Here is a 23,488-nt window from a genome sequence, read left to right as displayed (position 1 = left end):
TGGCGGGAATGATCTCCCGCTTCGATGGTAGCTGTTTCTTTTTCATGTTTATCCTTTAGGGACATATTGTCCCTTATTTGGATGTTCATGAAACCCGGACCATCTCAACCTGACCCCGGTTTTGGACCCCGGTTTTGTGACCCCGGTTTTGTGGGCGGGAAACCCGCCCACGCTACGTCGATGCGGCCATCTGTCAGGCCGCGGCCTCCAGCGCCAGCGTCTCGGCCAGCCGGGCGATCGCAAAGGTATTGCGGCCCATACGCTTGGCTTCGTACAGCGCGCCGTCGGCCAGCTCGCTGATGCCCTGTGCCGTCACATCCGGCGCGTCGGCCAGGCCGACGCCGATGGTGGCGCTGACAGCAATTGCATGGCTGCCGACCACGAATGGCGCTTCCATCGCCTGCATGATCTTCTTGGCTACCAGCTCGACGTCGCGCGGCGAGCCGACTTCGTCCAGCAGCACCGTGAATTCGTCGCCCGCCAGGCGCGCCACCAGGTCGGAGCTGCGCACCACATTGCGCACGCGGCGCGCGAACTCCACCAGCACCATGTCGCCCACTGCGTGGCCGTGGCTGTCGTTGATCTGCTTGAAGTGGTCGATGTCCAGGTACAGCAAGGCGAAGGCGCGCTCGCGCTGCGGCGCACGCTGCACCGCCGCCTGCAGCGCCAGCTCGAACTGGCGCCGGTTCGGGATCCCGGTGAGCGCATCGGTGTGGGCCAGCGCATGCAGGTTACGCTCGTGCATGCGCGCCGCGGTGGCGTCGGTGGTGAGAATATAGACGCCCACCACCTGGCCGTCGCGCAGGTGCGGCAAGAAAGTCGAGTGCACGATGCGGATGTGCTTCTTGCGTACGATGTCGTGCTCGCACTGCGAGGCCTTGCCTTCCCAGGCATCCTTGAGCGCTTCCTGCTGCTGCGACCAGTATGCTTCGCCGAAGGCCTCGACCATGGTCTGGCCGACCACCTGCTCGGGCGCCCGGCCCAGCCAGGACTGGTGCACCGCGTTGGCGAACACGTAGCGGTGGTCCTGGTCGAGATGCGCGATCAGCACCGGCAGGTTGTCGGTGATCGTGCGCAGCCGCTCCTCGCTCTCGGCCAGCCGGTCCTTCGACGCCTTCAGTTCGGTGATGTCCTTCATCGCCACCACCGCGCCCAGGGTCTTGCCCTGGGCATTGCGCAGCGGGCGGCCCGAGGCCATCAGCGTGCAGGGAGTGCGTCCACGCGGCGCGATCACCATCGCGCCGTCGCGCACCACCTCGCCCTTGAGCGCGCGCACCAGCGGCACCTCGTCCATCGCCATCGGCGTGCGGCCGTCGGCGTGGTGCAGCGAGTAGTATTGCGACCATTCGGCCGGCGCGACCGACTTCAGGTCCAGGCCATGGAAGTCGCGCGCGGTGCGGTTGAACAAGGTCAGGTGGCCGTCGGCGTCGCAGGCGACCACCCCGACGTCGATCGATTCCAGCACCGCGTCCAGCAGCTCCTGCTTTTCTTCCAGTTGCTGGCGGATGCGAAGGCTCTCGGCCATCCGCTGTTCCAGCTCGGCGGTGCGGACGGCGATACGGCCTTCGAGTTCGGTGTTGAGCGACTTGAGCGCCTGCTCGGCGAGCATCCGCGCCGCCACCGCCTTCATGTGATTGAGTTCGACCTCGACCAATCCGGCCAGGTCCTGCAGCACCTGGCGCTCCTGGACGCTGAAACTGCGCGGCGATCGATCGATGATGCACAGCGTGCCGACCGCCTGGCCGTCGCTGTAGACCGGCTGGCCGGCATAGAAACGGATCCGCGGTTCGCCCGTCACCAGGACATTGTCGGCAAAGCGCGGATCGCATTGCGCATCCTCCACCACCAGCATCTCGCGCGCCTGCACGGTGTGCGTGCAGAACGAGATCGAGCGCGGCGTCTCCTGCGGCTCCAGCCCGGTGCGCGACTTGAACCATTGACGCTCGGCGTCCACCAGCGACACGAGCGCGATCGGCACGCCGAAGGTCATCGCGGCCAACCGGGTGTAGCGGTCGAAGCGCGTCTCGGCGGGCGTGTCGAGGATCTCAAGCTCGGCCAACGCGGCAAGGCGGGCCTGTTCGTTGTGGGCGTAGGTGACGATGATGGTGCTCTTCCAAATACCGGTTCAGGGGCGGCGGGTCGAGGCCGTGACGATGTCGGGACTTCAGGTATCAGCGCGCCCGTGGCCGAATCTTACATTGGGTTCCTAGTGGAAACTACTGTTTCCGCTGCGAGCGTTGTGTGGCGTAGACGGTTTTACACCCGGCGCCGATTAATGTTTCCGCATGGAATTAATCGCAGTGCGTCCGGTCGCCGGATCGTCCGTAAACACGGCGTCCACGCCCGCCTCGAGATAGGCGCGGATCTCGCCCGCCGCGTCGCCGCGCTGGCTGGGCGAGGCGACGGGCGCGGCGCGCAGTCCGGCCGGCAGGAAGGGATTCTCGGGCCGCATGGTCCAGGCATGGACCGCCAGCCCGGCGGCGCGCGCATCCTGCACGAAGCGCGTCGGGGCGCCCAGCTCGCCGGCCGCGTCGCGCGGGATGACGATGGTCTTGTACGGCGCCACCACGTCGGCGTAGCGCGCGATCTCGCGCAGGCCGTGCGGCGTGGTCATGCCGGCATAGGTCAGGCCGCTGCCGGCGGCGAGCGCGTCGTAGGGCGCCCCGGGCGGCGCGCCGACCAGCTGCACCAGGCGGTAGCCGGCTATGGTGCGCAGCTCCTTCAGGTTGCCCACTTCGAAGGACTGGATGAACACGGCCGCGTCGCGGCCGCGGTAGCCGTTCGCCGCCAGCACGTCCACCAGGCGCCGTTCGAGCGGCAAGCCGATCGACTTGAAGTAGCTCGGGTGCTTGAGTTCCGGCACCAGGCCGATGGTCTTGTTGCGCGCCCGGCTTTCGCGCTCGACCAGATCGATGATCTCTTGCAGGGTCGGGATGGCGAACTTGTCATCGTAGGCCGTGTTGGCCGGGCGGTTGGCCGGAATCCGCTCGCGCGCGCGCAGCTGCCTGAGTTCGGCCAGGGTGAAGTCTTCGGTGAACCAGCCGGTGACCACCACGCCATCGATGGTCTTGCTGGCCTTGCGGCCGGCGAATTGCGCCAGCCCGGCGACGTTGGTGGTGCCCGAGATCTCGTTTTCGTGGCGCGCCACCAGCACGCCGTCGCGGGTAGCGACCAGGTCGGGTTCGACGCTGTCGGCGCCGTCCTCGATCGCCTTGCGATAAGCGGCCAGCGTGTGCTCGGGACGCAGGGCCGAGGCGCCGCGGTGGGCGATGACGCTCGGCGAGGCGGGCCAGGACGGGCCAGGGTTCTTCAGGTCGTGGGGAGTGCTGGCGCAGCCCGCCGCCAGCAGCGCGACGAATGCGCAGCCGAGGATGCGCGAGGATAACGGGTGCCGCATGGGATGCCTCCAGTTGCCGGACTTGCCCGCATTGTCACAGGGCGGCATGACACCGCCGTGACATGTCAGATATCCAGATGCGAAATCAAGAGCCGGCGCTGTTCAATGTCGTCCTGGCTGCCCTCCCCTTTCGGGCCGAGCGAGATCCCGACCGACATGATGTCGATCAGCAGCAGCTGCAGGATGCGCGAGATCATCGACAGGAAGGTCGTGCTGTCCTCGCTGTGGTCGACCGCCAGGCATACGCTGGCCTTCTTCGCCAGCGCCGACCTGCTGCTGGTAATGGCGATGACGTCGGCGCCCTGCGCGCGGGCGGTGTCGACCGCTTCCAGCAGGTCGGGCAGCTGGCCGCCGGTGGAGATCGCGATCACCACGTCGCCCGGTCCCAACAGGCCCGCGGCCAGGTTGAGCAGGTGCGAGTCGCCGTACAGCGCGGCCGGAATCCTGAAGCGGAAGAACTTGTGCTGGCCGTCCAGCGCCACCGCGCGCGAATTGCCCATCGCGTAGAACTCAACCCGGCGCGCGCGCCGCAGCAGCTCGATCGCGCGGTCGATCGCATGCACGTCGAGCGCGTCGCGGAACTTCAGGATCGCCGACACCGTGTTGTCGATCACCTTGGCCGACAAGTCGTGGGTGCTGTCGGTAACGCGCACCTGGCTGTGGCGCACGGGGATGGTGCCGGTCAGGCTGCCGGCGAACTTCAGCTTGAATTCGGCCAGGCCCTGGAAGCCCAGCGAGCGGCAGAAGCGGATCACGGTCGGCTGGCTCACGTCGGCCAGGCGCGCGATCTCGGCGATCGGCTCGGACAGCACCTTGCGCGGATGGTCGACCACCAGGCTGGCCACGCGCTGCTCGGCCGGCGAGAGCTCGTGGCGCAGCTGCTGCACCCGGTCCATCAGCGTGTTGGCGCCGCTGCGGCCGCGCAGGTGTTCGAGCAGGATGGCCGAGACGCCATACAGGGCCGGGTTCGGCGTCATGATGACGAAGGTCGGGATCTGGGCGATGTAGTCGGTGAAGCGCCCCTTGGCCTCGAAGCGGGCGCGGAACGGCGATTGTGCAAACCACTCGCCCATGCGCGGCACGATGCCGCCGCCGATGAAGATGCCTCCGAAGGCGCCCAGGGTCACCGCCAGGTTGGCGGCGGCGCTGCCCAGCATGCCGGCGAAGGTTTCCAGCACCTCGAGGCACAGCGCATCGCCCGCGTCGAGCGCGGCGGCCATGATCTCGGCGGTGCTGCGCGGCGGCGCGTCCACGCCGTTACGCTGCGCCAGCGCGCGGTAGATCAGTTCGATGCCGGGACCGGAAATCAGGCGCTCGTTCGAGACGTGCTTCCATTCGCGCCAGGCGTATTGCAGGATCGCGAATTCGCGCTCGTCGCTCGGCGCGAAGTTGACGTGGCCGCCCTCGCTGCCCAGGGTCACGAAACCGTCGATTGTCGGGATCACGCCCGATACCCCGAGACCCGTGCCGGGACCGAGCACGCCCGATACCGCATGGGTCTGGACTTGTCCGCCGCCGACCTGCAGCAGGTCTTTCGGCTGGAAACCGGGCAGCGCCATCGCCAGCGCGGTGAAGTCGTTTACGATCAGGAGCGTCGACAGGCCCAGCGCGCGGCGCACTTCGTCGGTCGAGAACTGCCAGTCGCGGTTGGTCATGCGGATGAAATCGCCGCTGATCGGATTGGCCAGCGCGAAGGCAGCGTGGTTGATGCGCCCGTTCGGATGCTCGGCCAGGTAGGCGTGCAGCAGCGGCACGATGCCGTCGTAGTCGTCGCAGCGCAGCACGGTGACCTGGGACATGACCCCGGGCGCGGTCTCGAGGCCGAAGCGCGCGTGGGTGGCGCCGATATCGGCCAGCAGGCGCGGACCGTCGGCAAAGGCCGCCCGCGTGGGTTTCAGTTTGGTGTCTGGATCAACGGTCATCGTGCAAGGATACCATTGAACGAAATGCAAGAGGATGACGCCGGCGGCGGGGCCGGCGCCATCGGATCACACGATGATCAGCGCACCAGCCCCTCGATCAGCGCCTTGTGGAACTGCACCGGATCCTGCATCTGCGGCGCATGCCCCATGTCGGGGAAGGTCACCAGTTTCGAACCCGGAATCGCCTGTTTCGTCTGCTCGGCCAGCACCGTGTAGTTGCCGAGCTTCGGCCGGATCGCGGCCGGCGCCGCGTCCTTGCCGATCGCCGTCGTGTCCTTCAGTCCCATCAACAGGAAGGTCGGCGTTTTGATCAGCGGGAACTCGTAAATCACCGGCTGCGTGTAGATCATGTCGTAGATCAGCGCCGAATTCCAGGCCACGAGTTCCTTGCCCTTGCCGCGGTACATACCGGCCAGCATCTGCACCCATACCTCGTACTCGGGCTTCCACTGGCCGTTGTAATAGGTGGTGCGCGAATACTCGCGCAGGCGCTCGGCCGAGGTCTTGAGCTCGCGCTCATACCATTTGTCGACGCCCAGCGACGGCACGCCCAGGTTCTTCCAGTCTTCCAGGCCGATCGGATTGATCATCACCAGCTGGTCGGTGAGGCCGGGATACATCAGCGCATAGCGCGTGGCCAGCATGCCGCCGGTCGAATGGCCGATGACGATCGCCTTCTTCACGCCGATCGAGTCGAGCAGCTGGCGGGTGTTGTCGGCCAGTTGCTGGAAGGTGTACTGGTAGTGCCGCGGCTTGGTCGACTTGCAAAAGCCGATCTGGTCGGGCACCACGACGCGGTAGCCGGCCTGGGTCAAGGCCTTGGTGGTGCCGTCCCAGGTCGCGCCGCAGAAGTTCTTGCCGTGCATGAGCACCACGGTGCGGCCGTTCGGCTTGGCCGGCTTGACGTCCATATAGGTCATCTGCAGGTCGACACCCTGGGACTTGAAGCGGTATTGCTGCGTCGGTTCGGGGTACTTGAACTCCTCGAGTTCGGGTCCGTACACTGGTTCGGATGCGGATTGGGCGATAGCCTGGACCGGCAGCAGCGCGAGGGCGAAACTCATTCCCGCGACAGCGCGGGCAATGCGTGTAAAGACTGGCATGGCAATCTATGCAAAGTTGACGGAACTTCCAGTCTATCCCAGTTTACGTGTGTTTCGATACCGTGATTTCAGGCCAGCAGCGCGCGCATCTCGGGTACCGACAAGGGCGCCGCCTGCGCCTGCTGGAAGCGCCGCAGCACACGCTCGATCGCCTGGGCCGGCTGCGCGCGGCTGAAGTACCAGCCCTGCACGCAGTGCACGCCGCGCTCGGACAGCCACGACAGGTCGGCCTCGTCCTCCAGGCCCTCGCACAGCAGCTCGGCGTCGAACACGGCGGCGATGCCCTGGATCAGCGCAAACACGCCGGCGGTGCGGGCGTCGCTCGCCACGCCGTGCACGAAGCGGCGGTCGGCCTTGAGGCGGTCGAAGGGGAAGCTGGTGAGCGCGTCGAGGTTCGAGTAGCCGGTGCCGAAATCGTCGACCGCCACCCGCACCCCGAGCGCGCGCAGCGCCGAGATGCGCTGGTGCAGCAGCGTCGGCGAATCGAGCAGCTGGCTTTCGGTGACCTCGAATTCGAGCAGGTCGCCCGGCACGCCGGTGGCCGCGAGGATATCGGCCAGGCCCGCGAAGATCTGGGTATGCATCAGCGAGGCGCGCGAGAAGTTCAGCGCCACCGGCGGCACCGACAAGCCGCGCGCGCGCCAGTCCATCAGGTCGTGGCAGACCAGTTCCAGCACGTGCATGTCGAGTTCGAAGATGCGGCCCGAGCTCTCGGCCTGCGGCACGAACATCGCCGGCCCCACCAGGCCGTAGACCGGATGGCGCCAGCGCACCAGCGCCTCAAGGCCGATCAGGCGGCCCTGGCCGACGTCGACCTGCGGCTGGTAGTGCACTTCCAGGCGACCGAAGCGCAGCGCGCCGCGGATCGCTTCGCGCAGCTCGTAGCGCAGCCGCGCGCGCGCCATCAGCGCCGCATCGTATTCGTGCACCGCGCTGGCGCCCTGCTGCTGGCGGATCGACGACACCGCGATGTCGGCGGCGTCGAGCAGGCCGTCGGCGCTTTCGTCGCACGGCAACGCCTGGCGCCGGATGCCGATGCGCGCATGCAGGGTGTGCATGCAGCCCGGCTCCACCTCGAACGGCTGGTCGATCGCCGCGCACAGGCGCGCCAGGCGGGCCTCGTGTTCTCCAGGGGTGGAGACCAGCGCGAACGCGAACTGGTCGGCGCCCAGGTGGCCGAGCAAGGCGCCATCGGCCCAGTCCTCGATGCGCTTGCCCATCAGGCGCAGGATGCGGTCGCCCGTCTCGCGCCGGAACAGGTCGTTCACCTGGCGAAAGCCGATCAGGTCGACCATGCCGACCGTCACCGTTGCGCCTTCTTCTTCGAGCAGCATGCGCTGCAGGTGGTGCAGGAACACCGCGCGGTTGAACATGCCGGTGACCGGGTCGCAATAGCGCAGCTCGAGCAGGTCGGCCGCGATGCGCGCCAGGAGCCGCAGTTGCGCAGCCTGCGCGACATCGAGCGTGCGCGGGCTCGGGCCCATTACCCACAGGTTGCCGAGCAGGTGTTCGCTCTCGCCGCGCAGGGGAATGGCGGCGTAATGGCGGCAGTGCGGCATGCCGGCCACCAGCGGATTGGCGGCGAAGCGCGGATCCAGGCTGGCATCGAGCACCTCGAACCAGTCCTCGCCCATGCCCACCGCGCTGTCGCAGAACGAGCCTTCGCGCGGAAAGAAGCTGTCCTGGATCCCGATATGCGACGGCAGCCAGATGCGCGACTTGAACATCAGGCTGATGCCGCCGATGTCGGCGCCGGTCGCCTGCACGGCCAGCCGGGTGATGTAATCGAGCTTCGGATCGGGCGATTCGGTCCGGACCTCCGGTTGGTCCCGGTCGTCCAGCGGATACAGGCGCGGCTGCGCGGCGGCGTCCTGCACCAGCAGGCGCGCCTTGCCCCGCACCTGGCGATAGATCATTCTTGCCCTGGTCATGCTGCGCATATGCTCTCCCCTCTCGCGTCGTTCGGCATCGACGCGTTGCGGCCGCACGCTCGCCGGCGGCTGGCCTGCAAAACATGAATGTGTTATCAGCTTAGCAGTGTTCGCGCGCAGGCAGCGTCAGCACGGTCGGGAATTCCGCGCAGCAGGTTTTCATGCACCGGGAATGACGCCGTGCACCGCCAATGGCGCACGGCGCAGGCGGAACGTCAGTCCTGGGCGATCAGCGCCACCGGCGCGGCGGTGTCGAATGTCACCTTGCCGTCCTTGACCACGGCGGTCTTGCCGGTGTACCAGTCGCGCACGGTGGCGCCGTCATGGAATACGCCGCCGACCTGGATTGCCGCCGGCTGGCCGCCCGGCAGGTCGAGCGCCACCACCACGCGGTCGCTCACACCATTCTTTTCCCAGGTGCGCTTGAAGGTATACGGGCTGTGGCTGATCATCTGGTGCACGCCCGCGCCCACCGCCGGATGGGCGGCGCGGAACCGGCCCAGGCGCGCCCAGTGCGCGCGGATGTCGGCCACGCGGTGCGCGCCGCGCGCCGCGTTCGACTTGAGCTCGTCCCAGTTCATGAACGAGCGCAGGGTGGCGTCGCCCTCGGCGCCCTCGACACGCAGGATGCGCGCGGTCTCGTCGCCGTAGTAGATCTGGGCGGCTCCCGGCGCCAGCAGCAGCTTGTTGGCCGACTCGAATGGACGCTCGCGCAGCGGATCGAAAGGACTGCTGTCGTCGTGGGAGCTGATGTAGTTCAGGACTGAATAGCCCTTCATCTCGCCCTGCAGGATGGTCGAGTACTCCGAGAAGATCTTCTCGTAAGGCTGCCTGGCGTCGCCGCGCAGGCTGAAGCTGATCATGCTGTCGAAACCCTGGTCGAGGTAGTCGACGAAGTCGCCGCCGCCCAGGTCGAACTTGCGCGCATGCTTGATCTCGTAGTTGTAGACCTCGGACACCATCCAGAACTTGTCGTCGCCCAGGCGCTTGCCCGGATTGGCGCGCTTCCAGTCCTCGAAGGCGATGCTCGCTTCTTTCTTGAGTTCCTTCCACAGGCCAGGCTCGGTGTGCTTGACCGTGTCGGCGCGAAAGCCATCGATGCCGTACTTGCGCACCCAGTCCGCATGCCATTTCATCAGGTAGTAGCGCGGTGCGCGCGGGTAGCCGGTGCGCTTGAAGAAGTCGTCCAGTTCCTTCACCTCGCGCTCGTAGCGTCCTTCCTTCTTCCACTTCGCCACCAGGTGCGGCGGCAGGTCGACCTTCGCATCGCTACCGGTCAAGAAGTCGGGCAGGTTCGCCACCAGCGTGCAGTCGATCGTGGTGCGCGCATCCTTGTAGGTGCACTGCGGGCCGGTGCGCACCCACGACTTCGGCCACACAGGATCCTGCTTCGTTACCGGGCCGGTATGGTTCATCACCACATCGAACACGATGCGGATGCCGTTGGCGTGGGCCGTGTCGACCAGTTCCCGCAGCTCGGCCTCGGTGCCGAAGGCCGCGTCCAGCGCGGTGAAATCCCTGGCCCAGTAACCGTGGAAACCGTAGCTCTTGCCGGTGCCTTCGTCGGTCGAGCCGTGGATCTGCTCGATGACCGGCGTGAACCAGATCGCGTTCACGCCCAGGTCGCGGAAATACCCTTCCTTGATCTTGGCCGTGATGCCGGCGATGTCGCCGCCCATGAAGCCGCGCATGATGGCGGCATCGTCCTTGCGGCCATATGCCTTGTCGTTGGCCGGATTGCCGTTGTTGAACCGGTCCGTCAGCAGGAAATAGACGGTCGCGTTCTCCCAGGCGAAGGGCTTGCCGGCCGGCGCCGTGGATGTCTGTGCGACGGCGGACGAGGCGGACGACAGCGCGCCAAAGGCGAGCAGCATGGAGGCGGCAAGGACGGGTAGTTTCATGCGGTTTCCTGTAGGTAGGTGGTTAGGTGATGACGGTGGGTTCGCTGCGCCCCGTGCGCTGGCGCAGGCCGGACACGCTGTCGGCCACGGCGATCAGACCCTGCAAGGCCTGCTGGGTATCGAGGTCGTGCTTCGCGGGATCGGCCTCGTAGCGTTCGAGGTAGAGACGGACGGTGGCGCCTTCGGTGCCGGTGCCGGACAGGCGCAACACGATGCGCGAGCCGTCGCTCATGATGATGCGGATGCCCTGGCGGCTCGCGACCGAGCCGTCGACCGGGTCGCTATATTCGAAATCGTCGGCCTGCGCCACGTGGTGGCCGTCGAGGGCCTGGCCGGCCAGCTCGGGCAGGCGCGCGCGCAGCGCGTCCATCATGGCGGCGGCGGCTTGCGCGTCGACTGCCTCGTAGTCGTGGCGCGAATAATAATTGCGGCCGAAGCGGGCCCAGTGCGCACGCAGGATTTCACCGACCGGCTGTTTGCGCACCGCCAGCAGGTTGAGCCAGAACAGCACCGCCCACAAGCCATCCTTCTCGCGGATGTGGAAGGAACCGGTGCCATAGCTCTCCTCGCCGCACAGGGTGGCGAGATTGGCGTCCATCAGGTTGCCGAAATACTTCCAGCCGGTGGGCGTCTCGAAGCAGGAAATGCCGAGCGCCGCGGCCACGCGGTCGGCCGCTTGCGAAGTCGGCATAGAGCGCGCGATGCCCGTGATGCCGCCCGCATAGCCCGGCGCCACGCTAGCGTTGGCGGCGATGATGGCCAGGCTGTCGGATGGCGCGACGGCGATGCCGCGGCCGACGATCATATTGCGGTCGCCATCGCCGTCCGAGGCGGCGCCAAAGTCGGGGGCGTCTGGCGCCGACATCGCCTCGATCAGGTCGGCCGCATTGACCGGGTTCGGATCGGGATGGCCGCCGCCGAAGTCTTCCAACGGCTGGCCGTTGACCACGGTGCCGGCCGGCGCCCCAAGGAGGTCTTCGAGCACCGCCTTGGCATACGGCCCGGACACGGCATGCATGGCGTCGAAGCGCATCGTAAAACCGCTCGCGAACAGCGCGCGGATCGCATCGAAGTCGAACAGGCGCGCCATCAGCTCGGCGTAGTCAGCCACCGGGTCGATCACCTCGATCGTCGTGTTCTCGATGCGGGTGCTGCCCAGCCGGTCGAGGTCGACGTCCGCCGCATCGCTGATGCGGTATTCGGTCAGCGTCGTGGTGTGCCCGTAGATGGCGTCGGTGATCTTTTCCGGCGCCGGGCCGCCATTCTCGATGTTGTACTTGATGCCGAAGTCGCCCTCGGGGCCGCCCGGATTATGGCTGGCCGACAGCACGATGCCGCCATGACAGGCGTGCTTGCGGATCACGCAGCTCACGGCCGGCGTCGACAGGATGCCGCCGCGGCCGACCAGCACCCGTTCGACGCCGTGGGCCGCGGCCATGCGCAGGATGACCTGGATCGCCTCGCGATTGAAATAGCGGCCGTCGCCGCCTACTACCAGGTGGCGGCACTTGCCCTCGCCCAGGGTCAAGAAGATCGCCTCGACAAAGTTCTCGAGATAGCTGGGCTGCTGGAATTCGCCCACCTTCTTGCGCAAGCCCGAAGTTCCAGGACGCTGCCCGGCAAACGGGGTGGTCGCGACGGTCTGGATGGTCATGCTGTGCTCCTGTCTGGGTAAGTTTGTGCTCGCATACTCACCCCGGACGGAGTGAATATGTTAGTAAAACATTACGATACGACAGCCGCAAAAAGGACGGCGCGCGCGGGTTGGCAACAGCCTGGATCAGGCCTTCGAGACCGGCGCCGCCTTGTCGGTGACGAACAGGGTCAGCACGGCCGCGACCAGCATGCAGCCGCCGCCCAGCACCAGGGTCAGCACCGCATGGCCGCCGAACAGGTGCTTGGTCACGCTGCCCAGCAGCAGGCCGCTGACGATCTGCGGGATCACGACGAAGAAGTTGAACAGGCCCATGAAGTAACCCATGCGCTTGGCCGGCAAGGAACCCGCCAGGATCGCGTAGGGCATGGTCAGGATCGAGGCCCAGGCGATGCCGATGCCGATCATCGGCAGCACCAGCATCTGTTTGTCGGTGATCATGAACATGCTGGCCAGGCTCAGGCCGCCGATGGTCAGGCAGGTGGCGTGCACGATCTTGCGCGAGGTGGCGCGGGCGAACACCGGCAGGATGAAGGCGGCCAGCGCCGACACGCCGCTGTACACCGCGAACATGATGCCGACCCAGTTGCCGGCGTCCTGGTAGGCGCTCGATTGCGCATCGACCGTGCCGTAGACGTTGTCGGCGATCGCGGTGCCGGTATAGATCCACATCGCGAACAGCGCGATCCAGGTGAAGAACTGCACGAAGGCCAGTTGCACCATGGTGCGCGGCATCTTGCCGAAGCCGCCCAGGATCTCGACGAACATCGTGCCCACGCCGCGCGAGGCCTTGCGTTCCTTATGGAAGGCTTCCATGTCGGGCGGCGGCAGTTCGTCGGCGAACAGCACGGTCCAGCTCACGGCCAGGAAGAACACCAGGCCGCCGGCATAGAACGAGTAGCGTACGGTGTCCGGGATCACGCCGCCGACGGCGGCGTTCGATACGCCCATGCTCTCGAAGAAGGTCGGCAGCAGCGACGCGATCACCGCGCCGCAGCCGATGAAGAAGGTCTGCATCGCATAGCCCGCGGTCTGCTGGGCCGGGTCGAGCTTGTCGCCGACGAAGGCGCGGAAGGGCTCCATCGACACGTTGATCGCGGCGTCCATCATCCACAGCACGGCGACTGCCATCCACAGCGCGGTGGAATTGGGCATCAGGAACAGCGCGATCGCGGCCAGCACGGCGCCGATGAAGAAGAAGGGACGGCGGCGGCCCCATTTGGGGTGCCAGGTGTTGTCGCTCAGGTAGCCGATGATCGGCTGGACCAGCAGGCCCGTGACGGGCGCCGCCAGCCAGTACAGGGCCAGGTTGTCGGGATCGGCGCCAAGGGTGGCGAAGATGCGGCTGGTATTGGCGTTCTGCAGCGCGAAACCGAACTGGATGCCGAAGAAGCCGAAGCTCATATTCCACAGCTGCCAGAACGACAGGCGTGGCTTGCCCACGGTCGATTGCATATCCATTGTGTGTCCCCAATCTGGCCCGACGTCAGCGGGCTTTTCTCGTGTGTGATTGCATGGCCGCTCGACGATGAGCGTACCAAGAGTGCCTTGTGCAGGATGCAGCGCGAGGCCGGAAGGGACGAAAAGAAGCGACTACAGTCCGGCTAGCGTATCTGTAGCAAAATAACATGGAGGTTTCTAGGTGTCAATCGCGGCGTTCTCATAGTGAGGACGCCGCGACAGCCTACGGTAAAGACAGAATTTTGTAGTCAAACAACAGCTCTAGGCTTTACCGTCTGTCCGAATGAGCTCGCCGCCAACTATCACCGCGTCGTCGGCGAAGCCGTCAACCCTACCCTTTGCGATGCGGCTTCTTGCCGGCCGGCTTTTCGCCCAGGCGACGTTCGACGCCCTTGGCGGCATACGGCTTCTTGGCCGGCGGCGTGGCCGGGGTTTCGCCGTCGCGCGTGATGGCCAGCTGGCGGCCCGCGACCCAGATCGTCTTCAGGTGCTCGACCAGGTCCTTCGGCATATCGTCCGGCAGGTCGAGCGTGCTGTAATCGTCATAGATCTCGATACGGCCGATGTGCTTGGACGGGATATTGGCTTCGTTGGCGATCGCGCCGACGATATTGCCCGGCTTGGCGCCATGGGCGAAGCCGACTTCGATGCGGAAGGTGGCCATGCCCGGCTCGGGGTCGCGCATCACGCGCTCTTTCTTGATGCCCGGCTCGCGCGCCGGACGCGCCGGACGCTCTTCCCAGTCGCCGCGCGGTGCGCGTGGCGCGCGCTCCTGCACGCCGCCGCCAAATTCGCGCTGCGACGGCACGAACTCGGGACGCGCTTCACGATCGGGCTTGGTCAGCAGCAGCGGCTCGTCGCCGCGCGCCAGCTTGGCCAGCGCGGCCGCGATATCGATCGCCGGCACATTGTCGTCGCGCTCGATATCTTCGATCAGCGAACGGAACACTTCCAGGCCGCCTTCGGCCAGGGTAGCGCGGATCTGGTCCTTGAAGCGGGTGACGCGCACTTCGTTCACCGCCTTGATGGTCGGCAGCTCGAGCGGCGCGACCGGCTGGCGGGTGGCGCGCTCGATCGCCTTGAGCAGGCCTCGCTCGCGCGGGGTGATGAACAGGATCGCGTCGCCGCTGCGCCCGGCCCGGCCGGTACGGCCGATGCGGTGGGTATAGCTCTCGGGGTCGGACGGCACGTCGTAGTTGATCACGTGGCTGATGCGCTCGACGTCCAGGCCGCGGGCGGCAACGTCGGTCGCCACCAGGATGTCGATCTTGCCGTTCTTGAGCTGCTCGATGGTGCGCTCGCGCTGTTGCTGGGCCATGTCGCCGTTGATGGCGGTGGCCGCGAAGCCGCGCGCCTGCAGCTTGGTCGCCAGTTCTTCGGTGCCCAGCTTGGTACGCGCGAAGATGATCATGCCGTCGAATGGCTCGGCCTCGAGGATGCGGGTCAGCGCGTCGAGCTTGTGCATGCCGGCCACCAGCCAGTAGCGCTGCTTGATATTGTCGGCGGTGCCGGTCTTGGCGGCAACGGTCACTTCTTGCGGGTCGCGCAGATAGGTCTTGGCAATGCGCTTGATGGCCGGCGGCATGGTGGCCGAGAACAGCGTGGTCTGGCGGCCTTCCGGGGTTTGCTGCAAGATCTGCTCGACATCGTCGATGAAGCCCATGCGCAGCATTTCGTCGGCTTCGTCCAGCACCAGGGTGGTCAGCTTCGACAGGTCGAGCGAGCCCTTCTGGATGTGATCGATAACGCGGCCCGGGGTGCCGACGACGACGTGCACGCCGCGGCGCAGGCTCGACAGCTGCGGGCCGTAGCTCTGGCCGCCGTAGATCGGCAGCACGTGGAAGCCCTTGATGTGGGCGGCATAGCTCTGGAAGGCTTCGGCGACCTGGATCGCCAGCTCACGCGTCGGCGCCAGCACCAGCGCTTGCGGCGCGGTCTGCTTGACGTCGATATTCGACAGGATAGGCAGTGCGAATGCGGCAGTCTTGCCGGTCCCGGTCTGCGCCTGTCCCAACACGTCGCGCCCTTCCAGCAGCATTGGAATGGTGGCGGCCTGGATTGGCGACGGCGTTTCGTAGCCGACATCTTTCAATGCTTTCAGGACGGGCGCCGAAAGATTGAGGTCGGAAAACGATGGGATTGGGGTGTCGGACATGTAGAAGTTGCTCTTAAATAAGTAGAAACGAAAGCGATAGTTTACACCGTCGCCAAGCGCAAGGCGCTAAATAGAACTGGATGCGTACTAAACAGGCGCGGATCCGCGGCCAAAACCACAGAATCCGAAAAAGACGAAAGCCCTTGCAGGCAAGACCTGCAAGGGCTGTCAGCTGCCGTGGTGGGCGGCGTGCCGTAGTGCAATGCGGTACTTACAGCTTGTAGTTCAGGCCCAGCAGCATCTGGCGGCCGTACTTGCTGTAGCCGCGCGGACGGTCTTCGGTACCGGCGTAGCTGCGGAAAGCGGTGTCGGTCAGGTTGTTTACCTGGAACAGCACCGACAGGCCTTCGATCTGCTTGAAGTCGTAACCCAGTTGCAGGTCGACTACTTTATCAGCTTTCACGTAAGTCAGCTCGGTTGCACCGCCGATGCCGCCAATTTCACCCACGAAATCGCTACGGTAACGCTGGCTGACGCGGGCGGAGAAACCGTCTTTCTCATAGTAGGCAGTGAGGTTGAACACGCGCTTGGACAGGCCCGGCAGCGGGATCGCGAGGCTGCCGAAGCGCTGGTCGACGATCGAGATTTCGCTGCTGGTGAACGAGGCGTTGGCAGTCACGCCGAAGCCGTCGAGCATAGGGTGGATCATGTCGAGCGGGGTCGAGGCCGCGAATTCCAGGCCTTTCAGGGTGCCGCCTTCGCCATTCATCGGCTGGGTCATGGTGCCGATATTGGTCAGCGCGCCCTGCAGGTTGAACTCGGAGAAGTCACGCGGCACGGTCACGCTGTAGATATACGAGGACAGGTCCTTGTAGAAGCCGGCGGCCGAAATGTAACCCTTGTTGCCGAAGTATTTTTCATACGACAGGTCGACCTGCTTGGCGCGCCATGGATCGAGCTGGGCATTGCCACCGTTGCCCCATGGGGTGCCGGTGGTTTGCGCGGTCAGGCCCACTTCAAGGGCGGCGTTCAGCTGGTTCAGCTTGGCGCGCGCCAGGGTCTTGCCGGCGCCAAAGCGGATGAATTGCTGGTCGGGCAGGCTCCAGGCCAGGTTCACGCTCGGCAGGTAGTCGGTGTATTTCTTGCCGTCGGTCAGCGGCACCAGGTCGGCGAACGGCCAGGCGCGCAGCGTGTTCGCGGTCGAGCTCTGGTCGGTCTCGATGACTTGCATGCCGATATTGCCGCGCAGCGGCATCGACATCAGTTCGGTGTCGATGTTCAGCTTGGCGTAGCCGGTCTTGACCTTCTCTTCGATCGACCAGTTCTTGGTCGCGCCCCATGGCACCAGGACCGATGGGGTGAATGGGCCGAAGTTGTTGGCCAGCACCGAGTCGATGTCCCAGCTCAGCGCGTTCTGCAGCGCATAGAGACCCTGCGAATTGTTCAGTACGCCGGGCGCGAAGGTGCCGTCGCCGATCTTCGAGAAGCCGGTTTCCAGGTGTTCCTTCTCTTTTTCGCGCTTGGAGTGGTTGTAGCCGACTTCGAGGCTGCTGAACGGACCGTCGGCGAACTTGCGCTCGAGGCTGACGCGGAACGACGTCATCTTGTCGGTCATGTTCGGGGCGTTCACATAGCCTTCGCCGAACTGGCCGCCGATGGCGATCTGCGACGGATCGTCGTAGGCGCCGGACAGGGTCAGTTGCGGGATGGTGCCGCCGTTGTAGCTGTAGTCCAGGGTCTGGCGGGCGGCGCGGCCGGCGTTGATCTCGATCAGCTGTTCCTTGTGGTCGGCCTTCGAACGGCTGATGTCGACGATACCGACCCAGTCGCCCGAGCTGTAGCGGTTGTTCCAGCCGAAGGCGGTCAGCTTGTCGTCGCGCGTCATGCGGTTGTTGCGCACGACCGGATTGACGTTGTTGGCGGTGCCGGCGATGGCGGTGCCATTCACCACGGTCGCGTTCGAGAAGCGCACTTCGCCATCGTCCTTCAGCGGGATCTCGATGCCGCGGCGGATTTCTTCCTGGTCGAAGCGCGAGTGATAGACGTCAAAGGTCGAGCTGAAGTTGCGGTTCGGACGCCATTCCAGCACACCCATCAGGCCATCGCGTACCTGGTCGCCGGTGGTGGCCATCGACTTGATGCCCTTCGGCACTTTGACGGTCGAGCCCGGCACTGCATTGGTGTCGTCCACCCAGTCCCAGGTCTCGAACTGCTGGTGCACGTTCGGCTTGTCCTGGCGCGCGTAACCGATCGCCACGCCGATGGTGCGGTCGGCGAACTGGTCGATGTAGGAGGCGCTGATGCGGCTGCCGGTGTCGGGCGAGCCGGCGCTGATCTCGCCTTTCGAATTCTTCTCACCGCGCACATTGACGCTGATGGTGCGCTCGCGCAGCGACAGCGGCTTGATGGTCTGCAGGTTGACGGTGCCCGACAGGCCCTGGCCGATCACGGCGGCGTCACCGGTCTTGTACACGGTCACGGCATTGATCAGTTCGGATGGGTACTGGTCGTATTCGACGCTGCGGTCCGAGCTGGTGGTGACCTGTTCGCGGCCGTTGAGCAGCGCCGTCGACAGGTCGCCCGAAGTACCGCGGATGCTGATCTGCTGGGCCTGGCCATTGACGCGCTGGGCCGACAGGCCCGGCAGGCGGGCCAGCGATTCGGCGATCGACACGTCCGGCAGCTTGCCGATGTCTTCCGAGGAGATGGCTTCGACGATGCCGGTCGATTCGCGCTTGACGGCGATCGCATCTTCGATCGCGCGGCGGATGCCGGTGACGGTCACGGTGGTGACCGGCGCATCCGGATTCAGGGCGGCGGTCTCACCGGTACTGGCGGTTTGCGCATGCGCGCTACCGGCCAGGACCGTGACAAAGATTGCGCAGCCGGCGGCAACCGGGCTCAGCTGGAATGCGGCACGCTTGGTGGCGATGTTTTTCATGTGTCCCCTCAGAACGATGTGGTCCCGAAAACAGCGCATTGGCCGGACCGGGATCGGTTTTTTGCGACAAAATCAACCTTGGGCTGGATTCTGTATTAAAACTAGATGCACTGTCAACGGGAGTTACTTGTAGCAATGATCATGGCACGATTTTCGCCAAGTGGCTGTAAATCCAAGGGATTTGCGTTGTTTATGAGCTACATGACAATTTAGCAGTTCTGTAGTCGCGCTACAAATGCTCTGATAACCGGCATGATTTTGCCGTAATGCACCATTACGGTGCATGTCTTGTAGTAAATCGTTCAGATCGATTGAATCGCCACAACAACGCTGAAAATTTGCTACAAGTAAGCCGCTCCCCACGCAAGTTGCCGAAGACGGGACGAAAAAAAAGCCGCCCATCGGGGCGGCTGCCTGGCGGGGTCGGCCGTGGCCTACGGCTTGCGCGCCGCGCAATGCTTCGCAATGTACTCGTCATGCGACGGCATCACGTCCACGCATTTGCGGATGACGTCGCGCACGCTTTCCATGTACTCGGCAATATCCGCTTCGGACTGGGTATCGGCCAAGGGGTGGTAGCCGTCGATCGGCATGTTCTGCCCTTCGAGCACCTGCAGCCAGCCCACTTCGGAAAACAGCTCGTTATCGACCCGCACGATCTTGCCGCGCGAGCGGTACAGGTCCATCTTCTGGCGCAGGGTCTCGGGAATCGCCATGTGCGCGCACTCGGTCCAGTACGCCGAATCGGTGCGCTGGTTGAGGTGGTAGTGCAGGATGATGAAGTCGCGCACGCGCTCGTACTCGAAGCGCGACTGGCGATTGAACTCGATGCGGTCGGCTTCGCTGAAACGGCGGTCCGGGAAGAATTCGACCAGGCGCGCGATGCTCGATTGGATCAAGTGGATGCTGGTCGACTCGATCGGCTCCAGGAAGCCGCCCGCCAGGCCGATCGCCACCACATTGCGGTTCCAGGCCTGCTTGCGCATGCCGGTGCGGAACTTGATCATGCGCGGCTCGGCCAGCGCGCGGCCATCCAGATTGGCCAGCAAGGTGGCCGCCGCCTCGTCGTCGCTGATGAAACGGCTGCAATACACATGGCCGTTGCCGGTGCGGTGCTGCAGCGGGATGCGCCACTGCCAGCCCGATTTATGCGCCGTGGCGCGCGTAAACGGGGTCCTGGCCGGCACCGATTCGCAGGGCACGGCCAGCGCGCGGTCGGCCGGCAGCCAGTGGTGCCAGTCTTCGTAGCCGGTCTCCAGGGTCTGCTCGATCAAGAGGCCCCGAAAGCCCGAGCAGTCGATGAACAGTTCGCCGTCGACGCGCTGGCCGCTCTCCAGTTCGACCGCCTCGATGAAGCCATCCGGCTCGCGCTGGATGGCGCGCGCAATCTTGCCCTCGATGCGGATCACGCCGCGCGCCTCGCACAGCTTTCTCAGATACTTCGCATACAGGCTGGCGTCGAAGTGATAGGCATAGGCGATATCCCCCAGCGGAGAATTCGGCACGTCGGTGCGCGCCGGCATGAACTTGCCGGCCTTGGCAGCCATGCGCGTGATCGAATATTCCTCGAGCGGCGCGGCCTTGCCCAGCGCGCGCATCTTGTGCCAGTACTGCTCGAACGGCACGGTGGCCAGGTCCTGGCCCATGCGGCCGAAGCCGTGCATATAGCGCTCGCCCAGCTTGCCCCAGTTGACGAATTCGACGCCCAGCTTGAAGGTGCCCATCGTCTCGCGCATGAACTCCGCCTCGTCGATGCCGACCACGCGGTTGAAGCGCTGGATCATCGGGATGGTCGCCTCGCCCACGCCGACGATGCCGATCTCGTCCGACTCGACCAGCCGGATGTTGTAGCGGCCATTGAGCATGCTCGAGAGCGCCGCCGCCGTCATCCAGCCCGCGGTGCCGCCGCCGACGATGACGATGTCCTTGATTGCCTGGTTTTCCATATTTTTCTACCCTAGTCTCTTCCAACGAAAAACAACCCCCGGGGCCGGGGCCGCGAGGGTTGCATTGTAGTGCGATCCGCAGTGCCTGCTACATCAGAACTTGTAGTTGGCGCCGAACTGGTAGGTGCGGCCGTACTCGACGCGGCGGGTGATCGAATCGCTGCTGTCCGTGTACTCCAGGAACGGTGCATTGTTCCAGTTGTTCGCCTGGGCGAACACCGACAGGCCCTTGGCGAAGCCCGACTGGATCTCGTACGAGACCTGGAAGTCGACGATGGTCTCGCCCTTCACGAAGGTGTACTGCAGCGTGTCCGAGAAGTCCGGCGACTGGCCCAGGAAGTCCGAACGCTTGCGCGCCGCGGCGGCGATCTGGAAGCCGTTCTTCTCGTAGTACAGGCGCAGGTTGCTCACCTTGCGCGACAGCCCCGGCAGCGGGATGCTGGTCGCCGCGACCTGGACGTTGCCGAAGCCCAGGGCCGGCAGGTCGATCTTGGAGCGGGTATCCGAGTGGTTGGCCAGGACGCCGAAGCCGTCCAGCCATGGATGCACCATCTCCAGCGGCACGTTGATCGCCAGCTCGTAGCCGCGGATGCTGCCGCCCTCGCCGTTTTCAGGACGGTTCAGCACGCCGATGGTCGAACCGGCATTGGCGCCGGTGCTCGGCAGCGGCGTGGTCGAGGTGATCCACGGCGCGAAGTCGTACTCGGACGGGGTGCGCAGGATGAAGGTGTCGAGCTTCTTGTAGAAGCCGGCCACGCTGACGTAGCCCTTCTTGCCGAAGTATTTTTCGTACGACAGGTCGAAGGTCTTGGCCTTGAACGGCTCGAGCGTCGGGTTGCCGCCGCCGCCGCTCAGGAACGGGTTGGTCACGCCGGTGTTCACGCTGAAGCCGATGCCGCCGCGCAGGTCGTCCAGGCTCGGACGCGACAGCACTTGCGCCACGCCCATGCGCAGCACCTGGTCGTTCTTCAGGTCGAACGACAGGTTCAGGCTCGGCAACACGTCCCAGTAGTCGTGTTCGCCGATGGTGCGCACCACCGGGCAGCTGTCGGCGGTCTCGCCGGTGCAGTTGCCGCTGTTGTAGCCGCCGCCCATCTGCTTGGTGTGCACGAACTGGGTGCCGACGTTACCGCGGTATTCGAAGCCGAACAGCTCGCCGTTCAGGTCGCCCATGACGTAGGCGGTCTGCACGGTTTCCTTGACATCCCACATCTTGGTGAGGATGTCGGCATTGACCTTCGGGGCCAGTTCGTACACCGAGCCGAGCGAACCGAGCGGGTTCCAGGTCGAGATCGGGATGCCGCTGGTGCCGGCGGTGCTCGTGGAAGCGCCCGGCATCGGGACGGCGCCGAAGCGGTCGCCGCCGATGATCATCAGGCGGCCTTCGTCGCCGCTGCGGGTCTTTTCGCGATCGGTGAAGTTGTAGCCGAACTGGATCGCCGAAACCGGGCCCCATTCGGTGTTGCGCTTGGCGTTCAGGCGGATCGATTTCAGCTTGTCGTCGATATACGGCTGGGCCAGGTAACCGGCCTGGGCCAGCGGATTGTCGGCCGTGCCCGACCAGCCATTGACGTCGGTCAGCTGGGCGATGTTCGGGTCGGCGTAGTTCGCGCCGGTACGCCAGGCGATGTCGGTGAAGTTGCCGCCATTGAAGCCGGTCCACGAGATCGTGTCCAGGTTGGCGGCATTGCCCGGCAGGCCGGCGGTGGTCTCGTAGCGCGAACTCAGCTTGGTCGCCTTGGACCAGGTGATGTCGGCGCTGGTGTTCCATTCGCCCAGTTTCAGCTCGTTCTTCCAGCCGACGGTTTTCAGGTCGTCTTCGGCGGCCTCGATGTGGTTGCGGACCACGCCCTTGTAGTTGGTCAGGGTGCCGCTGGTGGCGATGCCGTTCTGCACCACGACGTCTTGCAGCACGCCGGCCGGGTCGTACAGGCCCGAGGTGTTGGCGCCGACCGCGCCTTCCAGGCCGCTGCGCTTGAAACCGGTTTCGCCGGCCGAGTAAAACACGTCCAGGGTCGAACGGAAGTTGCGGTTCGGACGCCATTGCAGCGAGGCGAAGGCGCCGTCGCGGTTGTGGTAGCCGGTCTCGGTGTCGGCCGTGAAGCCCATCGGCAGGATCACGTCGCGGCCCTGGTAGGGCAGCACCGAGGTCTGGCCGCCCCAGGCGTCGAACTTGCGCTGCTCGCCGCCGGTCTCGTCGTACGAGGTCAGGCCGACCGCCACGCCCAGGGTACGGTCGGCGAACTGGTCGATGTACGACAGCGAGAAGCGGTCGCCATCGCCCTCTTCGGCGGTGCGCACGCCCAGGCGGCTCTTCTTGTAGTTGACGGCGATAACGCGCTTGCCGAAGTCGAGCGGCTGCACGGTTTTGAGGTCGATGGTCGCGGCCAGGCCCTGGCCGATCACGCTCGCGTCCGGGGTCTTGTAGATTACGACGCCGCCCATCAGCTCCGACGGGAACAGGTCGAATTCAGGATTGCGGGCGTTGCCCGTCGAGGCCATTTCGCGGCCGTTGAGCAGGGTGCCGTTGAAGCTTGGCGACAGGCCGCGCACCGAGATCTCGGACGCGCGTCCCGAACCGCGGCTGCGCTGGGCGGTCACGCCCGGCAGGCGGGCGATCGACTCGGCCACCGAGGAATCGGGCAGCTTGCCGATGTCTTCGGCCGAAATCGCTTCGACGATGGAGTTCGAATTGCGCTTGACCGAAATCGCCGCCTCGATGCCCTGGCGGATGCCGGTCACGGTGACGGTGGAAACGCTCGGGGCCGGCGCCGGGGTGGCGATGACTTCGCTGGTGGCGGCGGCGGTCGGGGTGTTCGGTGCGACGGCGGTCTGCGCTTCGCTGCCCGATGCCTGCGCGAAGGCCTGACCAGCCAGTGCCGACAACAGGACGGCGCAGCCCGCGGCGAACGGGTTCAACGGGAATGCGGTACGCGCCGACTTGCCGGCGCGCCTGGTGGCGGTAGCTTTCATGTGTCTCCTCGGTGGAAGGCTGGTCCCGCAGCATGCCGCTGCCGGACTATTGCCTCAACAATTTTTATCAGCTCCGATCACACCTCTGTACTTAAACTAGATGTTGCAATCGAAAAACTGTGTGTATCGACAATAATGGCAGGTTTCAGAAAAAACAGTATCGC

12 protein-coding genes are annotated in these 23,488 nt (G+C 65.2%); all 12 read right to left on the bottom strand.

What is annotated here, in order from left to right; all coding sequences use genetic code 11:
- Nucleotides 1–193: 193 nt before the first annotated feature.
- The 12 genes from E8M83_RS09505 to E8M83_RS09450 all read right to left on the bottom strand — a co-directional run bounded on the left by E8M83_RS09505 (nt 194) and on the right by E8M83_RS09450 (nt 23,324).
- Nucleotides 194–2,059, bottom strand: coding sequence for a diguanylate cyclase domain-containing protein (locus E8M83_RS09505; RefSeq protein WP_137173127.1), 1,866 nt, complete (start codon nt 2,057–2,059; stop codon nt 194–196).
- Nucleotides 2,060–2,272: 213 nt separating this feature from the next.
- Entirely contained in the window at nt 2,273–3,397 is a 1,125-nt protein-coding gene (locus E8M83_RS09500) for a glycerophosphodiester phosphodiesterase (protein WP_137173126.1), read from the bottom strand.
- 65 nt (nt 3,398–3,462) lie between these two features.
- The gene (locus E8M83_RS09495) at nt 3,463–5,319 is read right to left on the bottom strand and encodes a glucokinase (protein ID WP_137173125.1); all 1,857 of its coding nucleotides are present in this window, start codon (nt 5,317–5,319) and stop codon (nt 3,463–3,465) included.
- Nucleotides 5,320–5,396: 77 nt separating this feature from the next.
- The gene (locus tag E8M83_RS09490) at nt 5,397–6,383 is read right to left on the bottom strand and encodes an alpha/beta fold hydrolase (RefSeq protein ID WP_229491473.1); all 987 of its coding nucleotides are present in this window, start codon (nt 6,381–6,383) and stop codon (nt 5,397–5,399) included.
- 107 nt (nt 6,384–6,490) lie between these two features.
- Nucleotides 6,491–8,362 carry a bifunctional diguanylate cyclase/phosphodiesterase gene (locus E8M83_RS09485; protein ID WP_229491472.1) on the bottom strand — a complete coding sequence of 624 codons (1,872 nt, stop codon included), beginning with the start codon at nt 8,360–8,362 and terminating at the stop codon, nt 6,491–6,493.
- Nucleotides 8,363–8,568: 206 nt separating this feature from the next.
- Nucleotides 8,569–10,254 (bottom strand): alpha-amylase family glycosyl hydrolase, encoded by a 1,686-nt coding sequence (locus tag E8M83_RS09480; protein ID WP_137173123.1) that lies wholly within the window; start codon nt 10,252–10,254, stop codon nt 8,569–8,571.
- 22 nt (nt 10,255–10,276) lie between these two features.
- The gene (locus tag E8M83_RS09475) at nt 10,277–11,908 is read right to left on the bottom strand and encodes an alpha-D-glucose phosphate-specific phosphoglucomutase (RefSeq protein ID WP_137173122.1); all 1,632 of its coding nucleotides are present in this window, start codon (nt 11,906–11,908) and stop codon (nt 10,277–10,279) included.
- 126 nt (nt 11,909–12,034) lie between these two features.
- Nucleotides 12,035–13,369 carry an MFS transporter gene (locus tag E8M83_RS09470; RefSeq protein ID WP_137173121.1) on the bottom strand — a complete coding sequence of 445 codons (1,335 nt, stop codon included), beginning with the start codon at nt 13,367–13,369 and terminating at the stop codon, nt 12,035–12,037.
- A gap of 331 nt (nt 13,370–13,700) precedes the next feature.
- Nucleotides 13,701–15,524, bottom strand: a complete 1,824-nt coding sequence (locus tag E8M83_RS09465) for a DEAD/DEAH box helicase (protein WP_137173120.1) — start codon at nt 15,522–15,524, stop codon at nt 13,701–13,703.
- A 211-nt stretch (nt 15,525–15,735) separates the two neighbouring features.
- The gene (locus E8M83_RS09460) at nt 15,736–18,405 is read right to left on the bottom strand and encodes a TonB-dependent receptor (RefSeq protein WP_170976753.1); all 2,670 of its coding nucleotides are present in this window, start codon (nt 18,403–18,405) and stop codon (nt 15,736–15,738) included.
- A gap of 434 nt (nt 18,406–18,839) precedes the next feature.
- A complete protein-coding gene (locus tag E8M83_RS09455) occupies nt 18,840–20,351 on the bottom strand; it encodes a tryptophan halogenase family protein (RefSeq protein ID WP_137173118.1) in 1,512 nt (503 codons plus the stop codon).
- Between the two features lie 93 nt (nt 20,352–20,444).
- Complete coding sequence (locus tag E8M83_RS09450; protein WP_137173117.1) at nt 20,445–23,324, bottom strand: TonB-dependent receptor; 2,880 nt, start codon at nt 23,322–23,324, stop codon at nt 20,445–20,447.
- Nucleotides 23,325–23,488: the final 164 nt, after the last annotated feature.

Origin of the sequence: Massilia sp. HP4 (assembly GCF_005222695.1) — a bacterium.
Lineage (GTDB): Bacteria > Pseudomonadota > Gammaproteobacteria > Burkholderiales > Burkholderiaceae_D > Telluria.
This window is presented reverse-complemented; position numbering and strand designations above follow the sequence as displayed.

Excerpts from the sequence above, each read along its gene's own strand:
- E8M83_RS09450 (WP_137173117.1), bottom strand. The coding sequence starts at position 23,324 with ATGAAAGCTACCGCCACCAGGCGCGCCGGCAAGTCGGCGCGTACCGCA.
- E8M83_RS09465 (WP_137173120.1), bottom strand. The coding sequence starts at position 15,524 with ATGTCCGACACCCCAATCCCATCGTTTTCCGACCTCAATCTTTCGGCG.
- E8M83_RS09475 (WP_137173122.1), bottom strand. The coding sequence starts at position 11,908 with ATGACCATCCAGACCGTCGCGACCACCCCGTTTGCCGGGCAGCGTCCT.
- E8M83_RS09485 (WP_229491472.1), bottom strand. The coding sequence starts at position 8,362 with ATGCGCAGCATGACCAGGGCAAGAATGATCTATCGCCAGGTGCGGGGC.
- E8M83_RS09500 (WP_137173126.1), bottom strand. The coding sequence starts at position 3,397 with ATGCGGCACCCGTTATCCTCGCGCATCCTCGGCTGCGCATTCGTCGCG.
- E8M83_RS09480 (WP_137173123.1), bottom strand. The coding sequence starts at position 10,254 with ATGAAACTACCCGTCCTTGCCGCCTCCATGCTGCTCGCCTTTGGCGCG.
- E8M83_RS09490 (WP_229491473.1), bottom strand. The coding sequence starts at position 6,383 with ATGAGTTTCGCCCTCGCGCTGCTGCCGGTCCAGGCTATCGCCCAATCC.
- E8M83_RS09455 (WP_137173118.1), bottom strand. The coding sequence starts at position 20,351 with ATGGAAAACCAGGCAATCAAGGACATCGTCATCGTCGGCGGCGGCACC.
- E8M83_RS09460 (WP_170976753.1), bottom strand. The coding sequence starts at position 18,405 with ATGAAAAACATCGCCACCAAGCGTGCCGCATTCCAGCTGAGCCCGGTT.
- E8M83_RS09470 (WP_137173121.1), bottom strand. The coding sequence starts at position 13,369 with ATGGATATGCAATCGACCGTGGGCAAGCCACGCCTGTCGTTCTGGCAG.
- E8M83_RS09495 (WP_137173125.1), bottom strand. The coding sequence starts at position 5,319 with ATGACCGTTGATCCAGACACCAAACTGAAACCCACGCGGGCGGCCTTT.